A 24515-nucleotide genomic window follows, 5' to 3' on the forward strand; every position below is an offset into this window, starting at 1 on the left:
TTCGCTCCATTGGGCTTATGGTATGTAATAACCATAGCATAACAGAGACGCGAAAAGTGTGACATGGGATAAAATAGTGGAATCGTTTACACTCGTTTTCACACTCGCTTTTTCAATGAATGAGTGCATTCTAGATCAAAGAGATAGCCATGTATTGATGCAAGTTATCTGAAAAAGAGGAGGGCAGAGCCCTCCGGGTTTAATCGACGTTGCTGAGAAGATAGCGATAACCCTCACCGTCCGGCACAAACTCCAGGCGATGCGTGATGCAGGCGGGGGCATCTTCGGCATGATGTGAAACGAACAGCAGCTGCGTTTCACCTTCGCTAATCAGCACGTCCACAAAGCGGCGGATAAGCTGGCGATTCAGCGGATCGAGTCCCTGCAGCGGTTCGTCGAGGATCAGAAGCGTAGGGTGTTTCACCAGCGCGCGAACGATCAGGGCCAGACGCTGCTGCCCCCACGACAGACTATGAAACGGCGCGTCAGCGACCCGGTTGTCCATGCCCAGAATATCCAGCCACTGCTGGGCGAGCTTGTGCTGTTTGTCAGACACCGCCTGATAAATACCGATGGAATCAAAATACCCGGAAAGGATCGCGTTGCGTACCGTGGTACTGACCCGGTAATCCAGATGCAGGCTGCTGCTGACGTAGCCGATATGTTTTTTAATATCCCAGATGGTTTCGCCGCTGCCGCGACGCCGACCAAACAGCGTCAGATCGTTGCTATAGCCCTGCGGGTGATCGCCGGTGATAAGGCTCAGCAGCGTGGATTTTCCCGCGCCGTTAGGGCCGACAATCTGCCAGTGTTCGCCGGGATTGACCGTCCAGCTAAGACGGTTGAGGATCGGGCGATCGTCATAAGAGACAATCCCATCTCGCAGCACGATGCGCGGCTGGTGGGGATCGAGCGCATGGCGGGCCGAAGGGGCGTCAGGTTCCGGAAGCGTAATTCCGTCGAGTTGTTCACTGTGTGCGAGCTGGGCAATGAGCGCCTGCTTAAGCAGCGCGGTTTTTTCACCGGTCTCGGTCAGGTTACAGTCGGCCAGTACGCCCGCGTGCTGAATAAAGTCCGGAATTTCATCGAAGCGGTTAAGCACCAAAACCAGGGTATAGCCCTGCTGATTAAGCGACTCCAGCAGGGCCGCCAGCTGCGCACGGGACTGCACGTCAAGGCCGTCAAACGGTTCGTCGAGGATAAGCAGTTCGGGCTCGCTCATCAGCGCCTGGCAAAGCAGCGTTTTTCGCGTCTCGCCGGTTGAAAGGTATTTAAAGCGCCGGTTGAGCAGGGCGGTGATGCCGAACCGTTCTGCCAGGCGCTGACAGCGGGCGGGATCTTTCACCTCATCCTGAATAATTTCCGCCGTCGTACGGCCGGTATCTTCTTCGCCAGGGCTGAGTAAATCAGTGTTATTGCGCTGCCACTCGTCGCTTACCAGCTTTTGCAATTGTTCAAATGACAGGCGCGTCAGGCGCGTAAAGTCGCCCTGGCATTCGCCCTTGAGGAGGGGGAGCTCGCCGGCCAGCGCGCGGGCCAGCGCGGATTTACCGCTGCCGTTAGTGCCGACAAACGCCCAGCTTTCACCCGCGCGTAGCGTTAAATCAGCAATCGTCAGCGTTCGGGTATCGCTAAGACGAAACGTGCCTTGCGAAATATGCAATGATGACATGGTTTATCCCTGTTTTTGCAGCAACAGATATCAGGGATACGCACTGTCGGCGCGATTGTCAATGCGCTCAGCACAATGTGGCGATAATCACCCTATCTGCGTTGAACCAGGCGGTAACGACAGTACCTCCTTCTAAACCGTCCGCTTCGCTAAGCGGTATCGTCGCGCAAAGCGGTTGCCCGTCTGCCAGGGTCATCAGCACTTCGCACTGCGCCTGGCCGCGTTCGATATGGCTAATAGCGCCCTGGAGCTGGTTATCGGCCGCCTTTGCGGCGTCGGGATCGCGCGTGATATTGACCCACGGCGCTTTCAGCAGCACCAGCACCTCTTTACCTTCATGAAGCTCAAGGCGCTCTGCGCTCTGCGCCGTTATTGCGGCTTTCAGACGGGTGGTGCCATCGGCAAGCAGGATCTCAATATGCTGCTGTACCTGGAGATTGTCGCGCGCCGTCACCGTTCCAAACCACTGGTTGCGGGCGCTGGTTTGTAACGAGAAGCGGGAAATGGCGGCCAGCAAGCTGTCCAGCGGAACGTTATCGTCGTCGCTCAACACATCGAACGCCTTTTGCTGGATCTGGGCCAGCAGATCGTAAAGCTGAATAAGGCGCTGGCCATAGCGCGTCACGATCGCACCGCCGCCGCCTTTGCCGCCTGTGGCTCTGTCCACCAGCGGGTGTTCGCTCAGGGTGTTCATTTCGTTGATGGCGTCCCAGGCACTTTTGTAGCTGATGCCCGCGTTTTTCGCCCCCTGGCTAATCGAGCCCGTTTGTTCTATTTGTTTAAGCAGGGCGATACGTCGCGGATCGGCGAAAAGCTTTTGCTGAAGTCGTAGAGTGAGAAGAATTTCGGCCTGCATAACAGTGTCCTGGCAAAAAGAGTATTGTGACCCAAATGGTGCAGGGCGCATAGGGTACCGCACAAAAGGGGATGTTTTTCTCACTTGAAAGGGTAGAATGAGCCATTCACAATATCTGGAGAAAACCATGTTAGAGTTGTTGAAAAGTCTGGTATTCGCCGTGATCATGGTACCAGTAGTGATGGCCATCATCCTCGGTGCCATCTACGGCCTGGGTGAAGTGTTCAACGTCTTTTCGAACATTGGTCACAAAGACCAGGCTAAAAAGCAGCATTGATTCCCCACAAAACGCCCGGCCAGTCCGGGCGTTTTGTTCTCAAGATTTTCCCGTCTACGCCGATATTATTTAACGCATCACACCGGTTTACCCCTTCAGCGTTACGATTAAACACTGGGATCTCCCTGACGTAATCGTTATATTAAGATGTATATAACGCTACTCACAGGAGTTACAGATGGCACGTTCATGGGTACGCCTTTTCGCAGGGGCAACGCTGACGCTTTCACTTACCGGACACGCGCTGGCGGACGAGGGTAAAATCACCGTCTTTGCCGCGGCGTCGCTGACCAACGCGCTGCAGGACATCGCGGCGGCGTATAAAAAAGAGAAAAACGTCGAGGTGGTCTCCTCTTTTGCCTCTTCCTCGACGCTGGCGCGCCAGATAGAAGCGGGCGCACCGGCGGATCTGTTCATCTCGGCTGACCAGAAGTGGATGGATTACGCGGCGGAGAAGAAATCGATTGATGCCACAACCCGCGAAACGCTGCTGGGGAATAGCCTGGTTGTCGTGGCGCCAAAAGCCAGCGCGCAGGCGGACTTCACCATCACCAAAGAGACCCACTGGACGAGCCTGCTGAACGGTGGCCGTCTGGCCGTGGGCGACCCGGAGCACGTTCCGGCCGGGATTTATGCCAAAGAAGCGCTGCAAAAGCTGGGTGCATGGGAGACATTGTCACCGAAGCTGGCCCCGGCGGAAGACGTGCGCGGCGCGCTGGCGCTGGTTGAGCGCAACGAAGCCCCGCTGGGCATTGTGTACGGCTCTGATGCCGTTGCCAGTAAAGGTGTAAAAGTGGTCGCAACGTTCCCGGAAGACTCCCACAAGAAAGTGGAATATCCTGTTGCGATTGTTGATGGACATAAAAATGCGGCCGTGACGGCCTTCCGCGATTACCTGAAAGGGCCGGAGGCGTCCGCAATCTTTAAACGTTATGGATTTACGACTCACTGATGATATTGACCGATCCTGAATGGCAGGCTGTTCTGCTGAGCCTAAAAGTCTCTTCCCTGGCGGTTGCGCTGAGCTTGCCCTTTGGGATCTTCTTTGCCTGGCTACTGGTTCGCTGTCAGTTTCCCGGCAAAACGCTGCTCGACAGCGTGCTGCATCTTCCGCTCGTTTTGCCGCCCGTGGTGGTCGGTTACCTGCTGCTGATTTCGATGGGGCGACGCGGTTTTATCGGAGAGAAGCTCTACGACTGGTTTGGGCTGACGTTTGCGTTTAGCTGGCGCGGTGCGGTACTGGCGGCGGCGGTGATGTCATTCCCGCTGATGGTGAGGGCGATCCGCCTCGCGCTGGAAGGCGTGGACATGAAGCTCGAACAGGCGGCCCGCACGCTGGGCGCAGGGCGCTGGCGCGTCTTTTTCACCATCACGCTTCCGCTCACGCTGCCGGGCATTATTGTCGGGACGGTGCTGGCCTTCGCCCGCTCGCTGGGCGAGTTTGGCGCGACGATCACCTTTGTGTCGAACATCCCCGGCGAGACGCGAACCATCCCGTCGGCAATGTATACTCTGATTCAAACGCCGGGCGGTGAAGGCGCGGCGGCGCGGCTGTGTATTATTTCAATTGTGCTGGCGCTGGTATCGCTGATGGTGTCTGAATGGCTGGCGCGGCTCAGCCGCGAGCGGATGGGGAAATAAGCATGCTGGAACTCCATTTCACCCAGACGCTGGGAAACCATACCCTGACGCTTAACGAGACGCTGCCGGCAAGCGGAATCACCGCCATCTTTGGCGTGTCGGGAGCGGGAAAAACGTCGCTGATTAATGCCATCAGCGGCCTGACCCGCCCGCAGTCTGGCCGTATTGTCCTGAATGACCGCGTCCTGAATGACGTGGAGAACAAAATTTACCTCTCGCCGGATAAACGCCGCATCGGCTATGTTTTCCAGGACGCGCGCCTGTTCCCGCACTACAGCGTGCGCGGCAACCTGCGTTACGGCATGGCGAAAAGCATGGTCGGGCAGTTTGACAAGCTGGTGACGCTTTTAGGCATTGAGCCTCTGCTCGACAGGCTGCCATCCTCGCTCTCCGGCGGAGAAAAACAGCGTGTGGCCATTGGTCGCGCGTTGCTGACCGCCCCCGAGCTGCTGCTGCTCGACGAACCGCTGGCCTCGCTCGATATTCCGCGTAAACGCGAGCTTCTGCTTTATCTGCAGCGACTGACGCGCGAAATTAATATTCCAATGCTCTACGTCAGCCATTCGCTGGATGAGATCCTCCATCTGGCCGACAAGGTGCTGGTGCTGGAAGAGGGCAGCGTGAAGGCCTTCGGCAACCTGGAAGAGGTGTGGGGCAGCAGCGTAATGCACCCCTGGTTACCCAGGGAACAGCAGAGCAGCATCCTGAAAGTGAGCGTTCTGGAACATCACCCGCATTACGCGATGACCGCCCTGGCGCTGGGCGACCAGCATCTTTGGGTCAATAAGATTGACAAACCGCTACAGTCCGCGCTGCGAATTCGCATCCAGGCGTCGGACGTCTCGCTGGTGCTGCAGCCGCCGCTGCAAACCAGTATTCGAAATATTCTGCGCGCCAAAGTCGCGGAGTGTTTTGATGATAACGGGCAGGTGGAAGTGAAGCTTGAAGTCGGCAGCAGGACGCTCTGGGCGCGCATCAGCCCGTGGGCGAGGGATGAGTTAGGGATCAAACCCGGCCTGTGGCTTTACGCGCAAATTAAGAGCGTCTCGATCACCGCCTGATTACAGCAGGTGGGTATAAATGTACTGCGCGATGCTGTCGGTGGTGTTATCGCCAATCACCACGTTGGCGCGGGCTTTTACCGCGTCGTCGGCATTGCCCATCGCCACGCCGGTACCGGCGGCTTCCAGCATGCTGATGTCGTTGTAGTTGTCGCCAAAGGCGATCACGTCCTGCATCGACCCGCCCTGTGATTCCACATACTGCGTCAGGCGCTTGCCTTTGCTGTTGCCTTTGCGGGCAATATCCACCTGGTCATGCCAGGACCATTCGCACTCCAGACCCAGCGTTTGTTCCACGTGTTTTGCGAAGGTATTCAGTTTGGTGGTGTCTTCATCCGTCAGGGCGAATTTCCAGATAGCCTCAACGTCCTGGGCGGCCTGACGCAGGGAGGAAACCTGGGTAAAGACCGGACGCTGCGCTTCAGGCAGGGACAACGCCCAGTTGCTGGTGCGCACCACATGACCAGTAGGGCGCTCGTACACCATCGCGTTATCCACGTACATCAGGCCGTGAACGGCATGCTCATCCAGCAGATCGATCAGCTGCAGCGCCTTGGGAACTGGCAGCGGGTCGGATTCTAAAACCTTTTTTGCCTGATAATCATACAAATAAGTGCCATTACAACAAATTGCAGGTGTATCTAACGCCAGTGCCTGATAAAAAGGGTGAATGGCAACGTGATGTCGACCCGTTACGATAAGGAGTTGATATCCCACTTCCTGCGCGCGTTTAAGCGCCTCAAGGGAGGAGGGGAGAAGGGTTTTTTGCGGCGTCAGTAAGGTACCGTCTAAATCCAGAGCAATCACACGCGAGGTCATCTGTTTTCCCGGGTTAATATTGAATTTACGTTTTGATGGGATGGTACACCGAGAGGCGAACGCTTCAAAACTCCTGTCGACAATTCAGCATTCACCGTCAAAAGTTAACTACTTTCATGCGCAGTGAGGAGTGAATATTCATGAAACAAACCGTTTATACCGCCAGTCCTGAAAGCCAGCAGATCCACGTCTGGCGTTTAAATACCGAAGGGACACTCACGCTGGTTCAGGTTGTTGATGTGCCAGGCCAGGTGCAACCGATGGTCATCAGCCCGGATAAACGTTTCTTGTACGTGGGTGTGCGCCCGGAGTTCCGCGTGCTGGCCTATCGCATTTCTCCGGACGATGGTGCGCTGACGTACACTGCCGAAGCCCCGTTGCCGGGCAGCCCAACCCATATCTCGACCGATCGTAAAGGCAACTTTGTCTTCAGCGGCTCTTATAACGCGGGCTGCGTCAGCGTAACGCGTCTGGAAGATGGCATTCCGGTCGAAACCGTGGATGTGGTGGAAGGGCTTGAAGGCTGCCACTCGGCGAATATCTCTCCGGATAACCGCACGCTGTGGGTGCCTGCGCTGAAGCAGGATCGTATCTGCCTGTTCACCCTGAGCGACGATGGTCATCTGGTGGCGCAGAATCCTGCCGAAGTGACTACCGTTGAAGGCGCGGGCCCGCGCCATATGGTCTTCCATCCGAACCAGCAGTACGCCTACGTGGTCAATGAGCTGAACAGCTCTGTGGACGTATGGGAGCTGAAAGATCCAAACGGTCAGATTGAGTGCGTGCAGACGCTGGACATGATGCCGTCTGATTTCTCCGACACCCGCTGGGCGGCGGATATCCACATTACGCCAAATGGCCGCCATCTGTACGCCTGCGACCGTACCTCCAGCCTGATTACCGTCTTTAGCATCTCTGAAGACGGCAGCGTGCTGGCGATTGAAGGGTTCCAGCCAACGGAAACCCAGCCGCGCGGCTTTAATATCGATCACAGCGGTAAATACCTGATTGCGGCGGGGCAGAAATCCCACCACATCGCGCTGTATGAAATTAAAGGCGAGCAGGGGCTGCTGGAAGAGAAAGGGCGTTATGCCGTAGGCCAGGGGCCAATGTGGGTGGTGGTAAACGCTCACTAAGAGGCTAAAAACAAAAAACCTCGCGAATGCGAGGTTTTTTTATGCCCGGTAAACGCAGTGCCACCGGGCAAAACAGCTTACTGCTTCGGCTCAGCAACCACTTTGCTACCCAGACCGCGGTTGTTGTATTCCCACATGCGGTTGAAGTTAGCGTCGTTCAGGTTGCGCTGCACGTTCCCTTTATCATCCACTGCGCCGGTATTGCCGGAGAATGGACGTTTGGAGATCGCGGCATCAGCCCACGGCTTCGCCATGTTGAAGCCTTCATTGATCACGCTGTCGCGGATCACGACCTGACCGTTGGTCGCAGAGTCCACGTCCAGGGAGCGTCCCAGCTGCGCCACGCCGTCACCGGCAGCGTTAAAGCGGCTGTTCACGGCCAGGAAGCCGTAGAAGAGGTTAGACTGGGTTGCCGGAGCAAACACGTAACCTTCCTGCTGAGTGCGGGAGTTCACCACGCGGAAATCGGTATTATCAAACACCACCGCGCCGCGACCGGACACCAGATCCACGTCACCTTCAACGTAGCTGTTGGTCACCAGGGTACGGGTCAGGCGGTTATTCTGCAGGGTGTTCTGCACGCCGCTGTTGGTCACGAAGAAGGTGTTCTGACGGCCCAGAATGTTGACGTTATTAATCTGCACCTTATCGCCATCGCTACGCAGCGCAACGGCCTGGTGGCTGCCGGCATCAACGTTGTCGCCCAGGGTATTCTGAATGGTCAGGTTCTGCAGCTGCAGACCGTTATTCTGAGACCAGAATACCGCCGAGCACATCACGCCAATAGTGGCGGAACGCTTGCTCTGGCAGTTATCAAACATATACCACGCCGGTTTGCCCGGCATATATTTACCGGCCGGATTCACCAGGTGACGCCAGGTGTTGCTGTCGATTTCGGAATCAATCGCCAGGCCAATTTTTACGTCGATCGCTTTTTCGCCCAGACCGTAAAGCGTAATGCTGCCAGGGGCCGCCGGAACATACACGGTGCCTTCATATTCACCCGGCAGGATCGCGATGTACTGGCGAGACGCGCTGTGTTTAGTGATGGCAGCATCAACCGCAGCCTGAATAGAGGTATGCGTTACGCCCTGCGCACCCGCCGGGCCAACCACGAAGTCAGGCTGTTTAGGCAGGTTAATAGAAGACGGTGTCCACGGCGCAGCGTTAGGATCCATCGCCGAGAAGTAGTGCGCACGATCGAAGTTCTTCGCTTCATCAGCGGACAAAATCGGGCGGGAGGCGGTACCGGGCGCAACCTGCTCAGAAGGACGCTGATCCGGTGGTGTTGAACTGCATGCGGATAAGGTCACGCCAAAGGCGAGTGCTAACGCCAGACGGGAAATCCTGGAAATGTTCAAGGTAGAGCTCCTGGGTATGCAAGTCTTAAACGGGATAGACGAAATAGCCTGCTTTTTTATACTAAGTTGAGCGAAACGGGAAGATAAAAAGGGTAAAAGTTGCATTTTTAGCCCCGGAGCGGCAGGTAGGTGATCACAAATAAATAACATTTTCCGTTAAGGCGGTTGACAGCAGACGGTGGATGCAAATAAATGTCTATACAACCTAAGACAAGTGGAATGCCCCATGCAGCAGATTCATCCCGACGATGTAATATGGCGAAATGCGCGACTGGCTACGATGGCGCCGGACGTACCTGCGCCTTATGGACTGAAAGAGCAACACGCCCTGGTCGTGCGCGGCCACACTATTCTGGCCGCGATCCCTGAATCTGACATTCCTTCCGGACACCGTCACTGTGTCGATCTTCAGGGACGTCTGGTCACGCCTGGCCTGATTGACTGCCATACCCACCTGGTATTTGGCGGCGACCGCGCGGCGGAGTGGGAGCAGCGTCTGAACGGCGTCTCTTATCAAACCATCAGCGCCCAGGGGGGCGGGATTAACGCGACCGTGACGGCGACGCGCAGCAGCTCAGCCGAAACCTTGCTGAAACTGGCGCAGCAGCGGCTCCAGCGTCTCATGAATGAAGGCGTGACGACCGTTGAAATCAAATCGGGATACGGGCTCAACGCCGAGGCCGAAGAGAAGATGCTGCAGGTTGCCCGCCAGCTGGGCCTCAATAATCCGATCGATATCAGCCCAACGCTGCTGGCGGCCCATGCGGTTCCGCCGGAATACCGGCAGGATCCGGATGCCTACCTCACGCTGGTCTGCGAGCAGATACTGCCCACGCTGTGGCAAAAAGAGTTATATGAAGCAGTCGACGTGTTTTGTGAAAACGTCGGCTTTACCCCGTCGCAAACCGAGCGACTCTTCAAGGCCGCCGCCGAGCTGAGTATCCCGGTGAAAGGGCATGTCGAGCAGCTGTCGAATCAGGGCGGCGCGGCGCTGGTCAGCCAGTATAAGGGCCTTTCCGCCGATCATATTGAGTATCTCGACGACGCAGGCGTTCAGGCGATGGCGGAAAGCGGCACGGTTGCCGTCCTGTTGCCGGGTGCGTTCTATTTTCTGCAGGAGCGCCAGCGTCCGCCGGTTGAACGGCTCAGAAAACAGGGCGTGCCGATGGCCGTCGCCACCGACTATAACCCCGGCACCAGCCCGTTTGCGAGCCTGCACCTGGCGATGAACATGGCCTGCGTCCAGTTTGGCCTGACTCCGGAAGAAGCCTGGGCTGGCGTCACGCGCCATGCCGCGCAGGCGCTGGGCCGTGGCGCAACCCACGGGCAGCTGCGGGCAGGGTTTGTCGCCGATTTTATCGTCTGGGATGCACATCATCCGGTTGAGATGGTCTACGAGCCGGGACGCAATCCGCTGTATCAACGTATTTTCCGTGGGGAGGCAGTATGAGGTTATGGCGGCCCGTAGCCGAAACCGTCTGGCAGGGGCGCGATGACAGCGCCGAGGCCAGCAGTGCAAAGCGCATTTTCCAGACGATAAAGCAGCAGGGCCAGTTCACGCCGCTTTCATCCGGCATCGCGCTGATAGGTTTTGAATGTGATGAAGGGGTAAAACGCAATCAGGGCAGGCCCGGCGCCGTGCAGGCACCGGATATGCTGCGAAAGGCGCTGGCAAATATGGCAAGCCATCAGGGACATGATCGGCTGGCGGATATGGGCTCGGTGTACGTTGAAGGCGGCGAGCTGGAAGCGGCACAGCAGGCGTTAAGCGATGCCGTCACGGCCTGTCAGCAGTCCGGGATGCGGACGCTGGTGTTTGGCGGCGGGCACGAAACCGCGTGGGCGCACGGTCGCGGCGTGCTGGACGCCTTCCCGAACGAGCGGGTTGTCATTATCAACCTTGATGCCCATCTCGATCTGCGCAAGGCCGACCGGGCCACATCCGGCACCCCGTTTCGCCAGCTGGCGCGCTACTGCGATGAGCGCGGGCGGGAATTTCACTACGCCTGCCTTGGCGTGAGCCGGGCGGCGAACACGCTGGCGCTGTGGGATGAGGCCGAACGCCTGAACGTCACGCTGGTGGAAGATCTCCATTTCAGGCGCGATGCGCTATCCGCCCTGGAAAGGGTGCTGGCGCAGGCCGATCGTATCTATCTGACGATCGACCTGGACGTCCTGCCCGCCAGCGAAATGCCTGCCGTGTCCGCACCGGCTGCGTTAGGCATACCGGCGCTGGATCTTCTCCCGGTTATCGAACAAATCTGCCGTAGCGGTAAGCTACAGGCCGCCGATCTGGTAGAGTTTAACCCGCAGTACGATCGGGACGGACAGGGCGCTAAGCTCGCCGCCCGCCTGGCCTGGCAAATTGCTCACTGGTGGGCATAACACTATTCAAGGAGTCACGATGTTTTCACGCTCACCTCTGCCGCCGTCGAGCCCTCCCGCGCCTTTCTACGAAAAGGTGAAGCAGGCAATTAGCGAAAAAATCGCTACCGGCGTCTGGCGCCCGCACGATCGCATTCCTTCGGAGGCCGAGCTGGTGGCGCAGTTTGGTTTTAGCCGGATGACCGTCAACCGGGCGCTGCGCGAGCTGACCGACGAAGGGCTTCTGGTGCGCCTGCAGGGCGTGGGGACGTTTGTGGCGGAACCGAAAGGACAGTCGGCCCTGTTTGAAATCCGCAGCATTGCGGACGAGATTGCCGCGCGTAATCACCAGCACCGCTGCGAGGTGCTGGTGCTCGAAGAGACCCAGGCCAGCGCCGAGCAGGCCACAGAGCTTAACGTCAAGGAGGGAAGCCGCATTTTCCACTCCGTGATGGTGCATTTCGAGAACGACATTCCGGTGCAGATTGAAGATCGCTGCGTGAACGCTGAGCGGATACCGGACTATCTGAACCAGGATTACACCCAGACCACGCCGCATGCCTATCTCTCGCTCGTCGCACCGCTGACGGAAGGGGAGCACATTGTGGAGGCCGTGCGCGCCACGCCGCAGGAGTGCGAAAGGCTACGCATTAAAGAGCACGATCCGTGCCTGCTGATCCGCCGTCGAACCTGGTCCTCGTCGCACATTGTGTCGCATGCCCGGCTGCTTTTCCCGGGGAACCGCTACCGGCTGCAGGGCCACTTCATGTCATAAGTTTTATAAGCGTGATCGCTAACGCAATATAACAAAATTGTATCTTTTTTGTTAAATCTGCCCTTGTGTGTGCTTGTCTATACAAGTATATCTAAATGCATCATCTGTCCCCTATGAGGAGCAAACAATGTCGTCAGGTAAATACCGCCAGCAGGACGTCCGCGCCGCGCGCGGCACCACGCTTACCGCCAAAAGCTGGCTCACCGAAGCCCCGCTGCGCATGTTGATGAACAACCTCGACCCTGAGGTGGCGGAAAACCCCCACGAGCTGGTGGTCTACGGCGGCATAGGCCGCGCCGCGCGCAACTGGGAATGCTATGACGCAATTGTAAAATCCCTGACCGAACTCGAACACGACGAAACCCTGCTGGTGCAGTCCGGCAAGCCGGTTGGCGTGTTCAAAACGCACAAAAACGCGCCGCGCGTGCTGATCGCTAACTCTAACCTTGTGCCGCACTGGGCCACCTGGGAACACTTCAACGAACTGGACGCGAAAGGGCTGGCGATGTATGGCCAGATGACAGCGGGGAGCTGGATCTACATCGGCAGCCAGGGGATCGTGCAGGGCACCTACGAAACCTTCGTGGAAGCCGGTCGCCAGCACTATAACGGCTCGCTCAAAGGCCGCTGGGTATTGACCGCAGGTCTTGGCGGCATGGGCGGCGCGCAGCCGCTGGCCGCCACGCTTGCCGGCGCGTGCTCGCTCAACATTGAGTGCCAGCAGAGCCGCATTGATTTCCGTCTGCGCACCCGCTACGTCGATGAGCAGGCAACCGATCTGGACGATGCGCTGGCGCGCATCAAAAAATACACCTCCGAAGGCAAAGCGGTGTCGATTGCCCTGTGCGGCAACGCGGCGGACATTCTCCCGCAGCTCGTCGCCCGCGGCGTGCGTCCGGATCTGGTCACCGACCAGACCAGCGCCCATGACCCGCTGCACGGTTACCTGCCAAAAGGCTGGACGTGGGAAGAATATCAGCAAAAAGCGGAAACCGACCCGGAAGGCACGGTGCTTGCCGCGAAACGCGCCATGGCTGAGCACGTCTCCGCCATGCTGGCCTTCAGCCAGATGGGCATTCCGACCTTTGACTACGGCAACAACATCCGCCAGATGGCGAAAGAGATGGGCGTGAATAACGCCTTTGACTTCCCGGGCTTCGTTCCTGCCTATATTCGCCCGCTGTTCTGCCGCGGCATCGGTCCGTTCCGCTGGGTTGCCCTGTCCGGCGACCCGGAGGACATCTACAAAACCGACGCCAAAGTGAAGGAGATCGTCGCCGATGACGAACACCTGCATCACTGGCTGGACATGGCCCGCGAGCGCATTAACTTCCAGGGCCTACCGGCGCGTATCTGCTGGGTAGGGCTGGAGTGGCGTCAAAAACTCGGCCTTGCCTTCAACGAAATGGTGCGCAGCGGTGAAGTTTCCGCGCCGATCGTCATCGGCCGCGATCACCTGGACTCCGGCTCCGTCGCCAGCCCGAACCGCGAAACCGAAGCCATGCGCGACGGCTCGGATGCGGTCTCCGACTGGCCGCTGCTGAACGCTCTGCTGAACACCGCCAGCGGCGCGACCTGGGTGTCGCTGCACCACGGCGGCGGCGTGGGGATGGGCTTCTCCCAGCATTCCGGGATGGTCATCGTCTGCGACGGAACCGATGAAGCCGCCGCGCGTATCGCTCGCGTGCTGCACAACGACCCGGCCACCGGCGTGATGCGTCACGCGGATGCGGGTTATGAGATTGCCATTGACTGTGCCAAAGAGCAGGGCCTTAACCTGCCGATGATCCCTGCCACACAAGGAAAGCATTAATGAACGCATTAACACACCCCCCCGGCTCGCTGACGCTCAAGCAGCTGCGTAACGTCTGGCGTAAACCGGTTACCCTTTCGCTGGATGAAAGCGCCCACGCCGCCATTAACGACAGCGTCGCCTGCGTCGAAGCCATCGTTGCCGAAGGGCGCACCGCCTACGGGATTAACACCGGATTTGGCCTGCTGGCGCAGACCCGCATCGCGACACACGATCTGGAAAACTTACAGCGTTCGCTGGTGCTGTCACATGCGGCGGGCGTGGGTCAGCCGCTGGATGATGAGATTGTCCGTCTGATGATGGTGCTCAAAATCAATAGCCTGGCCCGCGGCTTCTCCGGCATTCGCCTGAGCGTGATTCAGGCGCTGATGGCGCTGGTCAATGCGGAAGTCTATCCGTGGATCCCGGCGAAAGGTTCCGTTGGCGCATCCGGCGATCTTGCGCCGCTGGCGCACATGTCGCTGCTGCTGCTGGGCGAAGGCAAAGCGCGCTGGCAGGGCGAGTGGCTTCCTGCGAAAGAGGCGCTGAAAAAAGCCGGGCTAAACCCGATCACCCTGGCGGCGAAAGAGGGGCTGGCGCTGCTGAACGGCACGCAGGCATCGACCGCTTTCGCGCTGCGCGGCCTCTTTGAAGCGGAAGATCTGTTTGCCTCGGCGGTGGTGTGCGGTGCGCTGACCACCGAAGCCGTGCTGGGCTCGCGTCGTCCGTTCGATGCCCGCATCCACGAGGTGCGCGGTCAGCGCGGGCAGATTGATGCCGCCGCGATGTACCGTCACGTGCTTACCGACACCAGCGAGATCGCGGATTCACACCACAACTGTGAAAAGGTGCAGGATCCGTATTCCCTGCGCTGCCAGCCGCAGGTGATGGGCGCGTGCCTGACGCAGCTGCGCCAGGCGGCAGAAGTGCTGCTGGTGGAGGCCAACGCGGTGTCCGATAACCCGCTGGTGTTCGCCCAGGAAAACGAGGTGGTTTCCGGGGGCAACTTCCACGCCGAGCCGGTGGCAATGGCGGCGGATAATATCGCCCTGGCGATTGCCGAAGTCGGCGCGTTGTCCGAGCGCCGCATCGCGCTGATGATGGATAAACATATGTCCCAGCTGCCGCCGTTCCTGGTGCGTAACGGCGGGGTCAACTCGGGCTTTATGATTGCCCAGGTGACCGCGGCGGCGCTGGCGAGCGAGAACAAAGCCCTGTCGCACCCGCACAGCGTGGACAGCCTGCCAACGTCAGCGAACCAGGAAGATCACGTTTCGATGGCGCCGGCTGCCGGGCGTCGCCTCTGGGAAATGGCCTCCAACACCCGCGGCGTGCTGGCGGTGGAATGGCTGGCGGCATGTCAGGGTGTCGATCTGCGTGAAGGGCTAAAATCCAGCCCGCTGCTGGAGCAGGCGCGTCATGCGCTGCGCGAGCACGTATCGCACTACGATGACGACCGCTTCTTTGCGCCGGATATTGATAAGGCGATGCAGCTTCTGGAAGAGGGAAGCCTTGTAGGACTGCTACCTTCAGTGCTGTGATTTTTGCCCTAACCCTCTCCCACAGGGAGAGGGAATTGTCCGGTTTTCTCCCTCTCCCTGTGGGAGAGGGCCGGGGTGAGGGCATCAGCCCGCACTATTATGAATACATCGCCGTAATCGACGCGCTCCCCAGCGAATGGAAATGCACGTTAAACCCTACCATCGCGCCGCTCGCCCCTTCATCGACCTCAATCTTCTCCACATCCAGCGCGTGCACCGTGAAGATATAGCGGTGGGTTTCCCCTTTTGGCGGCGCCGCGCCGCCGTAGCCCGCTTTACCAAAGTCAGTGCGCGTCTGAATGGCGCCTTCAGGCAGGGCAACCAGGTCTGAACCGGAACCCTGCGGCAGGACGCGCGTGTCGGCAGGCAGGTTCGCCACAATCCAGTGCCACCAGCCGGAGCCGGTCGGCGCATCCGGGTCGTAGCAGGTCACGACAAAGCTTTTGGTTCCGGCCGGAACCTCGTCCCACGCCAGGTGCGGGGAGATATTGTCTCCCTGATACCCCATGCCGTTGAATACGTGGCGTTCCGGCAGTTTTTCACCGTCGCGCAGATCTTTACTGATGATTTTCATACGGTTTACCCTCGTTGATCGCTCGTTCAGCAAGTGTAATGCATAGGGTTACATCGTGAAATGCGCGGGAATGTTAACGGCTGTTACAACCGCGTCGGTTAATTTACGCAGCTGCTCCGGCGTAATGCTGTACGGCGGCATCAGGTAGATAAGCTTGCCGAAAGGCCGCACCCAGACGCCCTGCTCAACGAAGAAGCGCTGCAGCGCCGCCATATTCACCGGATGGGTGGTTTCAATCACGCCGATGGCGCCCAGCACGCGCACGTCTGCCACAAAATTCGCGCCCGAGGCGGCATTCAGTTCATCTTTCAGCTGCGCCTCAATCGCCGCAACCTGCGTCTGCCACTCGCCGCTCTCCAGAATGGCAAGGCTTTCGCTTGCGACGGCGCAGGCCAGCGGGTTGCCCATAAACGTCGGGCCGTGCATAAAGCAGCCCGCCTCGCCGTCGCTGATGGTGTCGGCCACCTGGCGGGTCGTGAGCGTGGCGGAGAGCGTCATGGTGCCGCCGGTCAGCGCTTTACCCAGACACAGAATATCCGGCGCAATGCCCGCATGCTCGCAGGCAAACAGCCTGCCGGTGCGGCCAAAGCCGGTGGCGATCTCATCGGCAATCAGCAGAATGCCCTCGCGGTCGCACATCCTGCGAATGCGCCTCAGCCATTCCGGGTGGTACATCCGCATTCCGCCTGCGCCCTGCACAATCGGCTCCAGGATCACTGCGGCGATTTCATGGCGATGCGCCGCCATCAGCCGCGCGAAACCGACCATGTCCATCTCGTTCCACTCGCCGTCGAAGCGGCTCTGCGGGGCAGGGGCGAACAGGTTTTCCGGCAGATAGCCCTTCCACAGGCTGTGCATGGAGTTGTCCGGATCGCACACCGACATCGCCCCGAAGGTATCCCCGTGATAGCCGTTGCGGAAGGTGAGGAACCGCTGGCGCATTTCGCCCTTCGCGTGCCAGTACTGCAGCGCCATTTTCATCGCCACTTCCACCGCCACGGAGCCGGAATCGGCCAGGAACACGCACTCCAGCGATTCAGGCGTCATCGCCACCAGGCGACGGCATAAATCCACGGCGGGCTGATGGGTGATCCCGCCAAACATCACGTGCGACATCTGGTCAATCTGGGCCTTCATCGCCGCATTAAGGCGCGGGTGGTTGTACCCGTGAATGGCCGCCCACCACGAAGACATCCCGTCAACGAGCCGCTCGCCGCTGGCGAGGTGCAGCTCGCAGCCGTGGGCCGAGGCCACCGGATAGACGGGAAGAGGGCGGGTAGTGGAGGTGTAAGGGTGCCAGATATGCTGCTTGTCGAAGGCGAGATCGTCCTGGGTCATAATCGACTTGTAAACCATTTTGAAAAGTTTTAGGTTTACGAGTATAAACCGAACCGAAAATTAACAAAACCCTTTGGAGAAGCCCGATGGCTCACCACGCACGCTGGACGATGTCGCAAGTCACTGAATTATTCAACAAACCTTTCCTTGAGCTGATGTTCGAAGCCCAACAGGTGCATCGTCAGCACTTCGATCCGCGCCATGTTCAGGTCAGCACGCTGCTGTCGATCAAAACCGGTGCCTGTCCTGAAGACTGCAAATATTGCCCGCAGAGCGCGCGCTACAAAACCGGCCTGGAGTCCGAACGGCTGATGGAGGTGGAGCAGGTGCTCGACTCCGCTCGCAAGGCGAAAAACGCCGGTTCAACCCGCTTCTGCATGGGCGCAGCGTGGAAGAACCCGCACGACCGCGACATGCCGTATCTGGAACAGATGGTGAAGGGCGTGAAGGAGATGGGCCTCGAAGCCTGTATGACGCTCGGCACGCTGAACGAGGAGCAGGCGCAGCGCCTCTCTGCGGCGGGGCTGGACTACTACAACCATAACCTCGACACCTCGCCGGAGTTTTACGGCAACATCATCACCACGCGGACCTATCAGGAGCGTCTGGACACGCTGGATAAAGTGCGTGACGCGGGGATCAAGGTCTGCTCGGGCGGTATTGTGGGCTTAGGCGAAACGGTGAAAGACCGCGCGGGCCTGCTGCTGCAGCTGGCGAACCTGCCGACCCCGCCGGAAAGCGTGCCGATCAACATGCTGGTGAAGGTTAAGGGAACGCCGCTGGCGGATAACGACGACGTGGATGCGTTTGATTTTATTCGCACCATCGCGGTGGCGCGCATCATGATGCCGACCTCTTTCGTGCGCCTCTCTGCCGGTCGCGAGCAGATGAACGAGCAGACCCAGGCGATGTGCTTTATGGCCGGAGCCAACTCCATCTTCTACGGCTGCAAGCTGCTGACCACGCCGAACCCGGAAGAGGACAAAGACGTTCAGCTGTTCCGCAAGCTGGGGCTTAACCCGCATCAGACCGAAGTGCTGACGGGCGATAACGAGCAACAGCAGCAGCTGGAGCAGCAGATTTTCAACGCCGACACCGACCAGTTCTACAACGCGGCAGCCGTATGACCTGGCAGGCACGAATAAATACCGCGCTGGACGAACGCCGGGCGGCAGAGGCGTTTCGCGTTCGCAGGGTGGTGGAAAACGGCGCGGGCCGTTTTCTTACCCGCGAGGGGCGGCAGTTTTGTAATTTCTCCAGCAACGACTATCTCGGGCTGAGCCAGCATCCGGCCATCATCCGCGTCTGGCAGCAGGGTGCGGAGCGGTTTGGCGTGGGCAGCGGCGGCTCGGGACACGTCAGCGGCTACACCACCGCGCATCAGGCACTGGAAGAGGCGCTTGCCGACTGGCTCGGCTACCCGCGCGCGCTGCTGTTCATCTCCGGCTTTGCCGCCAACCAGGCGGTCATTACCGCCCTGATGGGAAAAGAGGACCGTATTGTCGCCGACCGCCTGAGCCACGCCTCGCTGCTGGAGGCTGCAAGTTTAAGCCCGGCGCAGCTGCGCCGCTTTGCCCATAACGATGCGGGGCAGCTCGCCGGGCTGCTGGATAAACCCTGCGACGGACAACAGCTGGCGGTTACGGAAGGGGTGTTCAGCATGGACGGCGACAGCGCGCCGCTTGCCGCGCTGCATGAGGCCGCAAAGCGGCAAAACGCCTGGCTGCTGGTCGACGATGCCCACGGCATTGGCGTAATGGGCGACGAAGGTCGCGGCAGCGCATACCAGCAAAACGTGAAGCCGGAGCTGCTGATCGTCACCTTCGGCAAGGGCTTTGGCGTCAGCGGCGCCGCCGTGCTGTGCAGCGATTCGGTCGCCGACTATCTGCTGCAGTTTGCCCGACACCTGATCTACAGCACCAGCATGCCCCCGGCGCAGGCCGTGGCGCTGTCTGCGTCGCTGGCGGTGATCCGCAGCGCAGAAGGGGATGAACGTCGTCAGCGGCTGGCAGAGCATATCTCCCGCTTCCGCAAGGGGTTAGCGGCGCTGCCCTTCCACAGCCCCGATTCGCAGAGCGCCATCCAGCCGGTGATTGTCGGCGAAAACGGCCGCGCGCTGGCGCTGGCACAGGCGCTGCGCGAGCGCGGGATGTGGGTGACCGCTATCCGCCCGCCAACGGTCCCGCCGGGTACCGCGCGGCTGCGCTTAACCCTGACGGCGGCGCATGAGGCACGGGATATCCAGACGCTGCTGGAGGCGCTCCATGACGCCGGTGAATAAGCAGGCCGTCGCGGCAGCATTTGGCCGGGCCGCGCAGAGCTATTCGCAGCACGATGAGCTGCAGCGTCAGAGCGCGCAGGGGCTTCTGGTCGCGCTTGGCGAGAACCGTTTTCCGCAGGTGCTGGACGCCGGCTGTGGTCCAGGCAGCAACAGCCGCTACTGGCGCGGGGCGGGAAGCCAGGTCACGGCTATCGACCTCTCAGAGCAGATGCTCGATGAGGCGCGTCAGCGGCAGGCAGCGGATCGCTATCTGCTGGCCGATATCGAGGCGATCCCGCTGGCGGATGCGCAGTTCGATCTGGTCTGGAGTCATCTGGCGGTCCAGTGGTGCAGCAGCCTGCCGCAGGCCTTGCGCGAGCTTTATCGCGTGGCGCGACCGGGCGGGAAGGTGGCTTTTACCACCCTGCTGGAAAGTTCGCTGCCGGAGCTGAATCAGGCGTGGAAAGCGGTGGATGAGCAGCCGCACGCTAACCGATTTTTATCGCATGAGCAGGTGACGCAGGCGCTGGCAGGCTGGCGCTATCGCAGCACGGTGCAGACCATCACCCTCAATTTTAGCGATGCGTTGAGCGCCATGCGATCGCTGAAGGGCATCGGGGCCACGCACCTGCACGCCGGGCGGGAGAAAAAACCGCTGACCCGGGGACAGCTGCAGCGTCTGGAGCTGGCCTGGCCGCAGCAGCGGGGACATTTCCCGCTCTCTTATCAACTTTTTCATGGGATTATCGAACGTGAGTGAACGTTATTTTGTCACCGGAACGGATACGGAAGTGGGTAAAACGGTGGCCAGCTCGGCGCTGCTGCAGGCGGCGCGAAAGCTTGGGAAAAACACCGCCGGGTATAAGCCGGTTGCTTCCGGCAGCGAGATGACGGCGGAAGGGTTACGCAATACCGACGCGCTGGCGCTCCAGCGTAACAGCACGCGTGAGCTTGCCTATTCAGCGGTGAACCCGTACACCTTTGCCGAGCCGACCTCGCCGCACATCATCAGCGCTGACGAAGGTCGTCCGATTGATTTCACCGTGCTGTCAGCCGGGTTACGGACGCTGGAAAGCCAGGCCGACTGGGTGCTGGTGGAAGGTGCAGGCGGCTGGTTTACGCCGCTTTCGGACACGCAGACGTTTGCTGACTGGGTGCAGGCCGAGCAGCTTCCCGTAATTCTGGTCGTCGGCGTCAGGCTGGGCTGCATCAATCACGCCATGTTGACCGCGCAGGCCGTACAGCAGGCCGGGCTGAAGCTGGCGGGCTGGATAGCCAACGACGTGGTTGCGCCGGGTAAACGACACCAGGAGTATCTGGCGACGCTCAGGCGCGTACTTCCCGCCCCGTGCCTCGGGGAAATTCCCTGGCTTGCTGAGGGTGCGGAAAATGCCGACACCGGGCGTTATCTCGATCTCAGCGTCTTGCTTCCCGCGACATCCAGTGCGCGATAAGCTCGTCATCCAGTTCGTTAACGTGGCCCTGCGCCACGTTACGCCCGCGATAGAGCATGCAGAAACGGTCCGCAACCCGGCGGATAAACGACAGCTGCTGCTCCGCTAATAGCACCGTCATACCTAACTCCCGGTTTAAGCGCGCCAGCAGCTGCCCCAGCTTCTGGGCGAAGCTGTGCCCTGCGCCGTGCAGGGGCTCATCGAGGATCAGCAGGTGCGGACGGTTCACCAGCGCATTAGCCAGCGCCAGCTGGTACTGGTCGTCCGGAGAGAGCGTGTTCGCACGGGCCTGTCGCAATGCGTAGAGCGCCGGAAACAGGTCGTAAACGTCACTTTTCGCTTCCGGGTTGGGTTTCCCCATCGCCCGCATGGCGATATGCAGATTTTCCTCAATCGTTAACTGGGAGAAGATCCGCCTGTCCTGAGGGACATAGCCTATCCCCGGTCCTGAGCGCTGTTCTGGCGGCAGGTTAAGCAAGTCGCGCGGCGGCGCGCCCGCCTCGTGCCAGATGATGCTGCCGCTTTCAACGGGCACTCTCCCGGCGATGCAATTCATGAGGGTGGTTTTCCCCATCCCCGGCAGGCCAACGACGCCTGTACACATCCCTTGCGGAAAATCCAAATTCACGTTCCATAGCGTATGTTGGCTTCCGTAAAACTGATTCACAGCACGCAGACTCAACATCTTTTTCTCCTTAAAAATGTGTGTAGGTGAGGCTCGTGTTTGAATCTGCAAAACCCCTGCCAGAAACCGAAAAGTGTTCAAAAAAACGGCTTTTTTAGGAATGAATCACCAGAAAGCGATTTATAAAAAACCGGATTGCACAGCGACGGTGCTGGAGGTGGTGAGTTGTGGTGCAGAACCCAAAATGATGAAAATGTGAGCAAGATCCCATCGACTGGTTATGAATGACGCAACTGTTAATCATCAAAAAATAGCTATAAAAATTTTTTACTACCGTCTCGTGGGAAAAACCGGGAATTTGCCGAGCGCCAGTCTGTATGGGCTGGAAGCAGTTATCCACTATTCCTGTGGATAACCATGTGCATTAGAGTTAGAAAACACGCGATAAGCGAGAGAAGACGCGGCTTACGCCCAAATTGGCGCGAAACGCGGCTTTAGAAAATATCGTTTATTATTTAATTGCTTAGATAAAAGCAATTCCCGTCATGAAAGTGTCACCCGTTGCCACAAAACTATCATTACCTGGCTTGACAAATGTTAAAAAAGAAAAAGTTCTGGGGATAACCTGACCTGACTGGTGTTTTATATTGTCACAGTCCAAATTTTGGCCGCTATCGCGCTAATCATTCAGGCGCTATGCTAAATATCCTGACATGCTACTGGTTTTTCATCCAGTGTTTTTTACTGGCATTCCTGGCAACAACGAGTAAAATTACTCACCTGCCGCTTATAACGTCATCAGGTCGTCGCCCATGAGTAAACCGTTCAAATTGAATTCTGCTTTCCGTCCATCTGGCGATCAGCCTGAGGCGATCCGTCGTCTGGAAGAGGGGCTGGAAGACGGGCTGGCGCACCAGACGCTGCTGGGGGTAACCGGCTCGGGTAAAACCTTCACCATCGCCAACGTGATTGCGGATCTCCAGCGTCCAACGATGGTGCTGGCACCCAACAAAACCCTGGCCGCACAGCTTTACGGCGAGATGAAAGAGTTCTTCCCGGAAAACGCGGTGGAGTATTTCGTCTCCTACTACGATTACTACCAGCCAGAAGCCTACGTGCCGAGCTCTGACACCTTCATCGAGAAGGATGCCTCGGTGAACGAACACATCGAGCAGATGCGTCTGTCGGCCACGAAGGCGCTTCTGGAGCGTCGCGATGTGGTCGTCGTCGCGTCGGTGTCCGCGATCTACGGTCTGGGCGATCCGGATCTCTATCTCAAGATGATGCTGCACCTGACGCAGGGGATGATTATCGACCAGCGCGCCATCGTCCGCCGTCTGGCAGAGCTGCAGTACGCCCGTAACGATCAGGCGTTCCAGCGCGGCACCTTCCGCGTACGCGGCGAGGTGATCGACATCTTCCCGGCAGAATCGGACGATATGGCGCTGCGCGTCGAGCTGTTTGACGAAGAGGTTGAACGCCTGTCGCTCTTCGACCCGCTGACCGGACACGTTGAGTCAGTGATCCAGCGCTTCACCATCTACCCGAAAACGCACTACGTGACGCCGCGCGAGCGTATCGTGCAGGCGATGGAAGAGATCAAAGTGGAGCTGGCCGAGCGCCGTAAGGTGCTGCTGGCGAACAATAAGCTGCTGGAAGAGCAGCGCCTCAGCCAGCGCACCCAGTTCGACCTTGAGATGATGAACGAGCTCGGCTACTGCTCCGGCATTGAAAACTACTCGCGCTTCCTCTCCGGGCGCGGGCCGGGCGAGCCGCCGCCGACGCTGTTTGATTACCTGCCGGCAGACGGTTTGCTGGTGATCGACGAATCCCACGTCACGATCCCGCAGATCGGCGGGATGTACCGCGGTGACAGGGCGCGTAAAGAGACGCTGGTGGAGTACGGCTTCCGTCTGCCGTCGGCGCTGGATAACCGTCCGATGAAGTTTGAAGAGTTTGAGGCACTAGCGCCGCAAACCATTTACGTCTCGGCCACGCCGGGCAACTACGAGCTGGAGAAATCCGGTGAAGACGTTGTCGATCAGGTTGTGCGTCCGACCGGGTTGCTGGACCCGATTATCGAGGTGCGTCCGGTGGCCACGCAGGTGGACGACCTGCTCTCTGAGATCCGCGCCCGTTCCGCCATCAACGAGCGCGTGCTGGTGACCACGCTCACCAAGCGTATGGCGGAAGACCTCACCGAGTATCTCGAAGAGCACGGCGAGAAGGTGCGCTATCTGCATTCGGATATCGACACCGTGGAGCGCATGGAGATTATCCGCGACCTGCGTCTGGGCGAGTTTGACGTGCTGGTGGGGATCAACCTGCTGCGAGAAGGTCTGGACATGCCGGAAGTCTCGCTGGTGGCAATTCTGGATGCGGACAAAGAGGGCTTCCTGCGTTCTGAACGCTCCCTGATCCAGACCATCGGCCGTGCGGCGCGTAACGTCAACGGTAAAGCGATTCTGTATGGTGACAAAATCACCCCTTCGATGGCGAAAGCGATTGGCGAAACGGAGAGCCGCCGCGAGAAACAGCAGCGTTACAACGAAGAGCACGGCATTACCCCGCAGGGGCTGAACAAGAAGGTCGTGGATATTCTGGCGCTGGGTCAGAACATCGCCAAAACCAAAGCGAAAGGCCGCGGCAAGGCGCGTTCAGTGGTGGAAGAGGATACCGTCGTGCTGACGCCGAAAGCGCTGCAGCAGAAAATCCACGAGCTGGAAGGGCAGATGATGCAGCACGCGCAGAATCTGGAGTTCGAAGAGGCGGCGCAGATCCGCGACCAGCTTCATCAGCTGCGGGATCTTTTCATCGCGGCATCGTGAGTAAAGCGTTGTTTTCTCCCTCTCCCGGTGGGAGAGGGATCCCCAGTAATTTTTGAACAGAAGCAATAATGTTATTTCAACGCGATTGAAGGCTATCAGCGATGCTCTGGTCCGGCTGTAAATCGCTGAGGCGTTTCCTGC

General features: G+C 58.9%; 22 protein-coding genes. 15 read left to right on the forward strand and 7 right to left on the reverse strand.

Translation table 11 applies throughout. From position 1 onward, the window contains the following. Positions 1 to 199: 199 nt before the first annotated feature. Positions 200 to 1672 carry a molybdate ABC transporter ATP-binding protein ModF gene (modF, locus tag ACWKXN_RS00970; protein WP_182071395.1) on the reverse strand — a complete coding sequence of 491 codons (1473 nt, stop codon included), beginning with the start codon at positions 1670 to 1672 and terminating at the stop codon, positions 200 to 202. A 67-nt stretch (positions 1673 to 1739) separates the two neighbouring features. Then, entirely contained in the window at positions 1740 to 2528 is a 789-nt protein-coding gene (gene modE, locus ACWKXN_RS00975; protein ID WP_454543190.1) for a molybdenum-dependent transcriptional regulator, read from the reverse strand. 127 nt (positions 2529 to 2655) lie between these two features. Here modE and ACWKXN_RS00980 point away from each other — a divergent pair, with 127 nt between their 5' ends. From ACWKXN_RS00980 to modC, 4 genes are all read left to right on the forward strand, one after another. Further along, the gene (locus ACWKXN_RS00980) at positions 2656 to 2805 is read left to right on the forward strand and encodes an AcrZ family multidrug efflux pump-associated protein (RefSeq protein ID WP_023310811.1); all 150 of its coding nucleotides are present in this window, start codon (positions 2656 to 2658) and stop codon (positions 2803 to 2805) included. A 178-nt stretch (positions 2806 to 2983) separates the two neighbouring features. Continuing rightward, a complete protein-coding gene (modA, locus tag ACWKXN_RS00985) occupies positions 2984 to 3757 on the forward strand; it encodes a molybdate ABC transporter substrate-binding protein (RefSeq protein WP_048980879.1) in 774 nt (257 codons plus the stop codon). Then, on the forward strand, positions 3757 to 4446 hold the full coding sequence (gene modB, locus ACWKXN_RS00990; protein WP_033144966.1) for a molybdate ABC transporter permease subunit: 690 nt from the start codon (positions 3757 to 3759) through the stop codon (positions 4444 to 4446). The genes modA and modB overlap by 1 nt, the downstream gene beginning before the upstream one ends. Positions 4447 to 4448: 2 nt before the next feature. Further along, positions 4449 to 5507 carry a molybdenum ABC transporter ATP-binding protein ModC gene (gene modC / locus ACWKXN_RS00995; RefSeq protein ID WP_454543191.1) on the forward strand — a complete coding sequence of 353 codons (1059 nt, stop codon included), beginning with the start codon at positions 4449 to 4451 and terminating at the stop codon, positions 5505 to 5507. Here modC and ACWKXN_RS01000 read toward each other — a convergent pair whose 3' ends face one another. Beyond that, complete coding sequence (locus ACWKXN_RS01000) at positions 5508 to 6326, reverse strand: pyridoxal phosphatase (RefSeq protein ID WP_039261350.1); 819 nt, start codon at positions 6324 to 6326, stop codon at positions 5508 to 5510. 140 nt (positions 6327 to 6466) lie between these two features. Here ACWKXN_RS01000 and pgl point away from each other — a divergent pair, with 140 nt between their 5' ends. Next, complete coding sequence (gene pgl, locus ACWKXN_RS01005) at positions 6467 to 7462, forward strand: 6-phosphogluconolactonase (RefSeq protein WP_033144969.1); 996 nt, start codon at positions 6467 to 6469, stop codon at positions 7460 to 7462. A 77-nt stretch (positions 7463 to 7539) separates the two neighbouring features. On the opposite strand, the gene ACWKXN_RS01010 is transcribed toward pgl, so the two are convergent. Beyond that, positions 7540 to 8823 (reverse strand): putative acyl-CoA thioester hydrolase, encoded by a 1284-nt coding sequence (locus ACWKXN_RS01010; protein ID WP_454543192.1) that lies wholly within the window; start codon positions 8821 to 8823, stop codon positions 7540 to 7542. Between the two features lie 226 nt (positions 8824 to 9049). Here ACWKXN_RS01010 and hutI point away from each other — a divergent pair, with 226 nt between their 5' ends. From hutI to hutH, 5 genes are all read left to right on the forward strand, one after another. Continuing rightward, positions 9050 to 10273 (forward strand): imidazolonepropionase, encoded by a 1224-nt coding sequence (gene hutI / locus ACWKXN_RS01015; RefSeq protein WP_048980876.1) that lies wholly within the window; start codon positions 9050 to 9052, stop codon positions 10271 to 10273. Beyond that, positions 10270 to 11208 (forward strand): formimidoylglutamase, encoded by a 939-nt coding sequence (gene hutG / locus ACWKXN_RS01020; RefSeq protein WP_182383193.1) that lies wholly within the window; start codon positions 10270 to 10272, stop codon positions 11206 to 11208. Before hutI ends, hutG begins: the two co-directional genes overlap by 4 nt. A 19-nt stretch (positions 11209 to 11227) precedes the next feature. Beyond that, a complete protein-coding gene (locus ACWKXN_RS01025) occupies positions 11228 to 11962 on the forward strand; it encodes a histidine utilization repressor (protein ID WP_232938414.1) in 735 nt (244 codons plus the stop codon). A gap of 127 nt (positions 11963 to 12089) precedes the next feature. Beyond that, positions 12090 to 13775, forward strand: coding sequence for a urocanate hydratase (hutU, locus tag ACWKXN_RS01030; protein ID WP_029741916.1), 1686 nt, complete (start codon positions 12090 to 12092; stop codon positions 13773 to 13775). After that, on the forward strand, positions 13775 to 15295 hold the full coding sequence (gene hutH, locus ACWKXN_RS01035; RefSeq protein ID WP_454543193.1) for a histidine ammonia-lyase: 1521 nt from the start codon (positions 13775 to 13777) through the stop codon (positions 15293 to 15295). The genes hutU and hutH overlap by 1 nt, the downstream gene beginning before the upstream one ends. Positions 15296 to 15392: 97 nt before the next feature. Here the strand turns inward: hutH and ACWKXN_RS01040 are convergent, their stop codons facing one another. Then, complete coding sequence (locus ACWKXN_RS01040; protein ID WP_008501131.1) at positions 15393 to 15869, reverse strand: kinase inhibitor; 477 nt, start codon at positions 15867 to 15869, stop codon at positions 15393 to 15395. A 48-nt stretch (positions 15870 to 15917) separates the two neighbouring features. Beyond that, positions 15918 to 17207, reverse strand: coding sequence for an adenosylmethionine--8-amino-7-oxononanoate transaminase (bioA, locus tag ACWKXN_RS01045; RefSeq protein ID WP_033144974.1), 1290 nt, complete (start codon positions 17205 to 17207; stop codon positions 15918 to 15920). A gap of 86 nt (positions 17208 to 17293) precedes the next feature. Here bioA and bioB point away from each other — a divergent pair, with 86 nt between their 5' ends. The 4 genes from bioB to bioD are packed head-to-tail and all read left to right on the forward strand — an operon-like array spanning position 17294 to position 20921. Then, a complete protein-coding gene (bioB, locus tag ACWKXN_RS01050; protein ID WP_033144975.1) occupies positions 17294 to 18334 on the forward strand; it encodes a biotin synthase BioB in 1041 nt (346 codons plus the stop codon). Continuing rightward, positions 18331 to 19488: an 8-amino-7-oxononanoate synthase gene (bioF, locus tag ACWKXN_RS01055; protein WP_454543194.1), complete on the forward strand. Its 1158-nt coding sequence runs from the start codon at positions 18331 to 18333 to the stop codon at positions 19486 to 19488. The genes bioB and bioF overlap by 4 nt, the downstream gene beginning before the upstream one ends. Then, on the forward strand, positions 19472 to 20227 hold the full coding sequence (gene bioC, locus ACWKXN_RS01060; RefSeq protein ID WP_126795096.1) for a malonyl-ACP O-methyltransferase BioC: 756 nt from the start codon (positions 19472 to 19474) through the stop codon (positions 20225 to 20227). Before bioF ends, bioC begins: the two co-directional genes overlap by 17 nt. Then, a complete protein-coding gene (gene bioD / locus ACWKXN_RS01065; protein ID WP_454543195.1) occupies positions 20220 to 20921 on the forward strand; it encodes a dethiobiotin synthase in 702 nt (233 codons plus the stop codon). The genes bioC and bioD overlap by 8 nt, the downstream gene beginning before the upstream one ends. Here bioD and ACWKXN_RS01070 read toward each other — a convergent pair. After that, positions 20884 to 21606: an ABC transporter ATP-binding protein gene (locus ACWKXN_RS01070; RefSeq protein ID WP_032661226.1), complete on the reverse strand. Its 723-nt coding sequence runs from the start codon at positions 21604 to 21606 to the stop codon at positions 20884 to 20886. The two genes, bioD and ACWKXN_RS01070, sit on opposite strands and share 38 nt — an antisense overlap. Positions 21607 to 22358: 752 nt before the next feature. Here ACWKXN_RS01070 and uvrB point away from each other — a divergent pair. Continuing rightward, positions 22359 to 24374, forward strand: coding sequence for an excinuclease ABC subunit UvrB (gene uvrB / locus ACWKXN_RS01075; protein ID WP_454543196.1), 2016 nt, complete (start codon positions 22359 to 22361; stop codon positions 24372 to 24374). Positions 24375 to 24515 lie beyond the last annotated feature (141 nt).

The organism is Enterobacter sp. UPMP2060 (genome assembly GCF_053709655.1).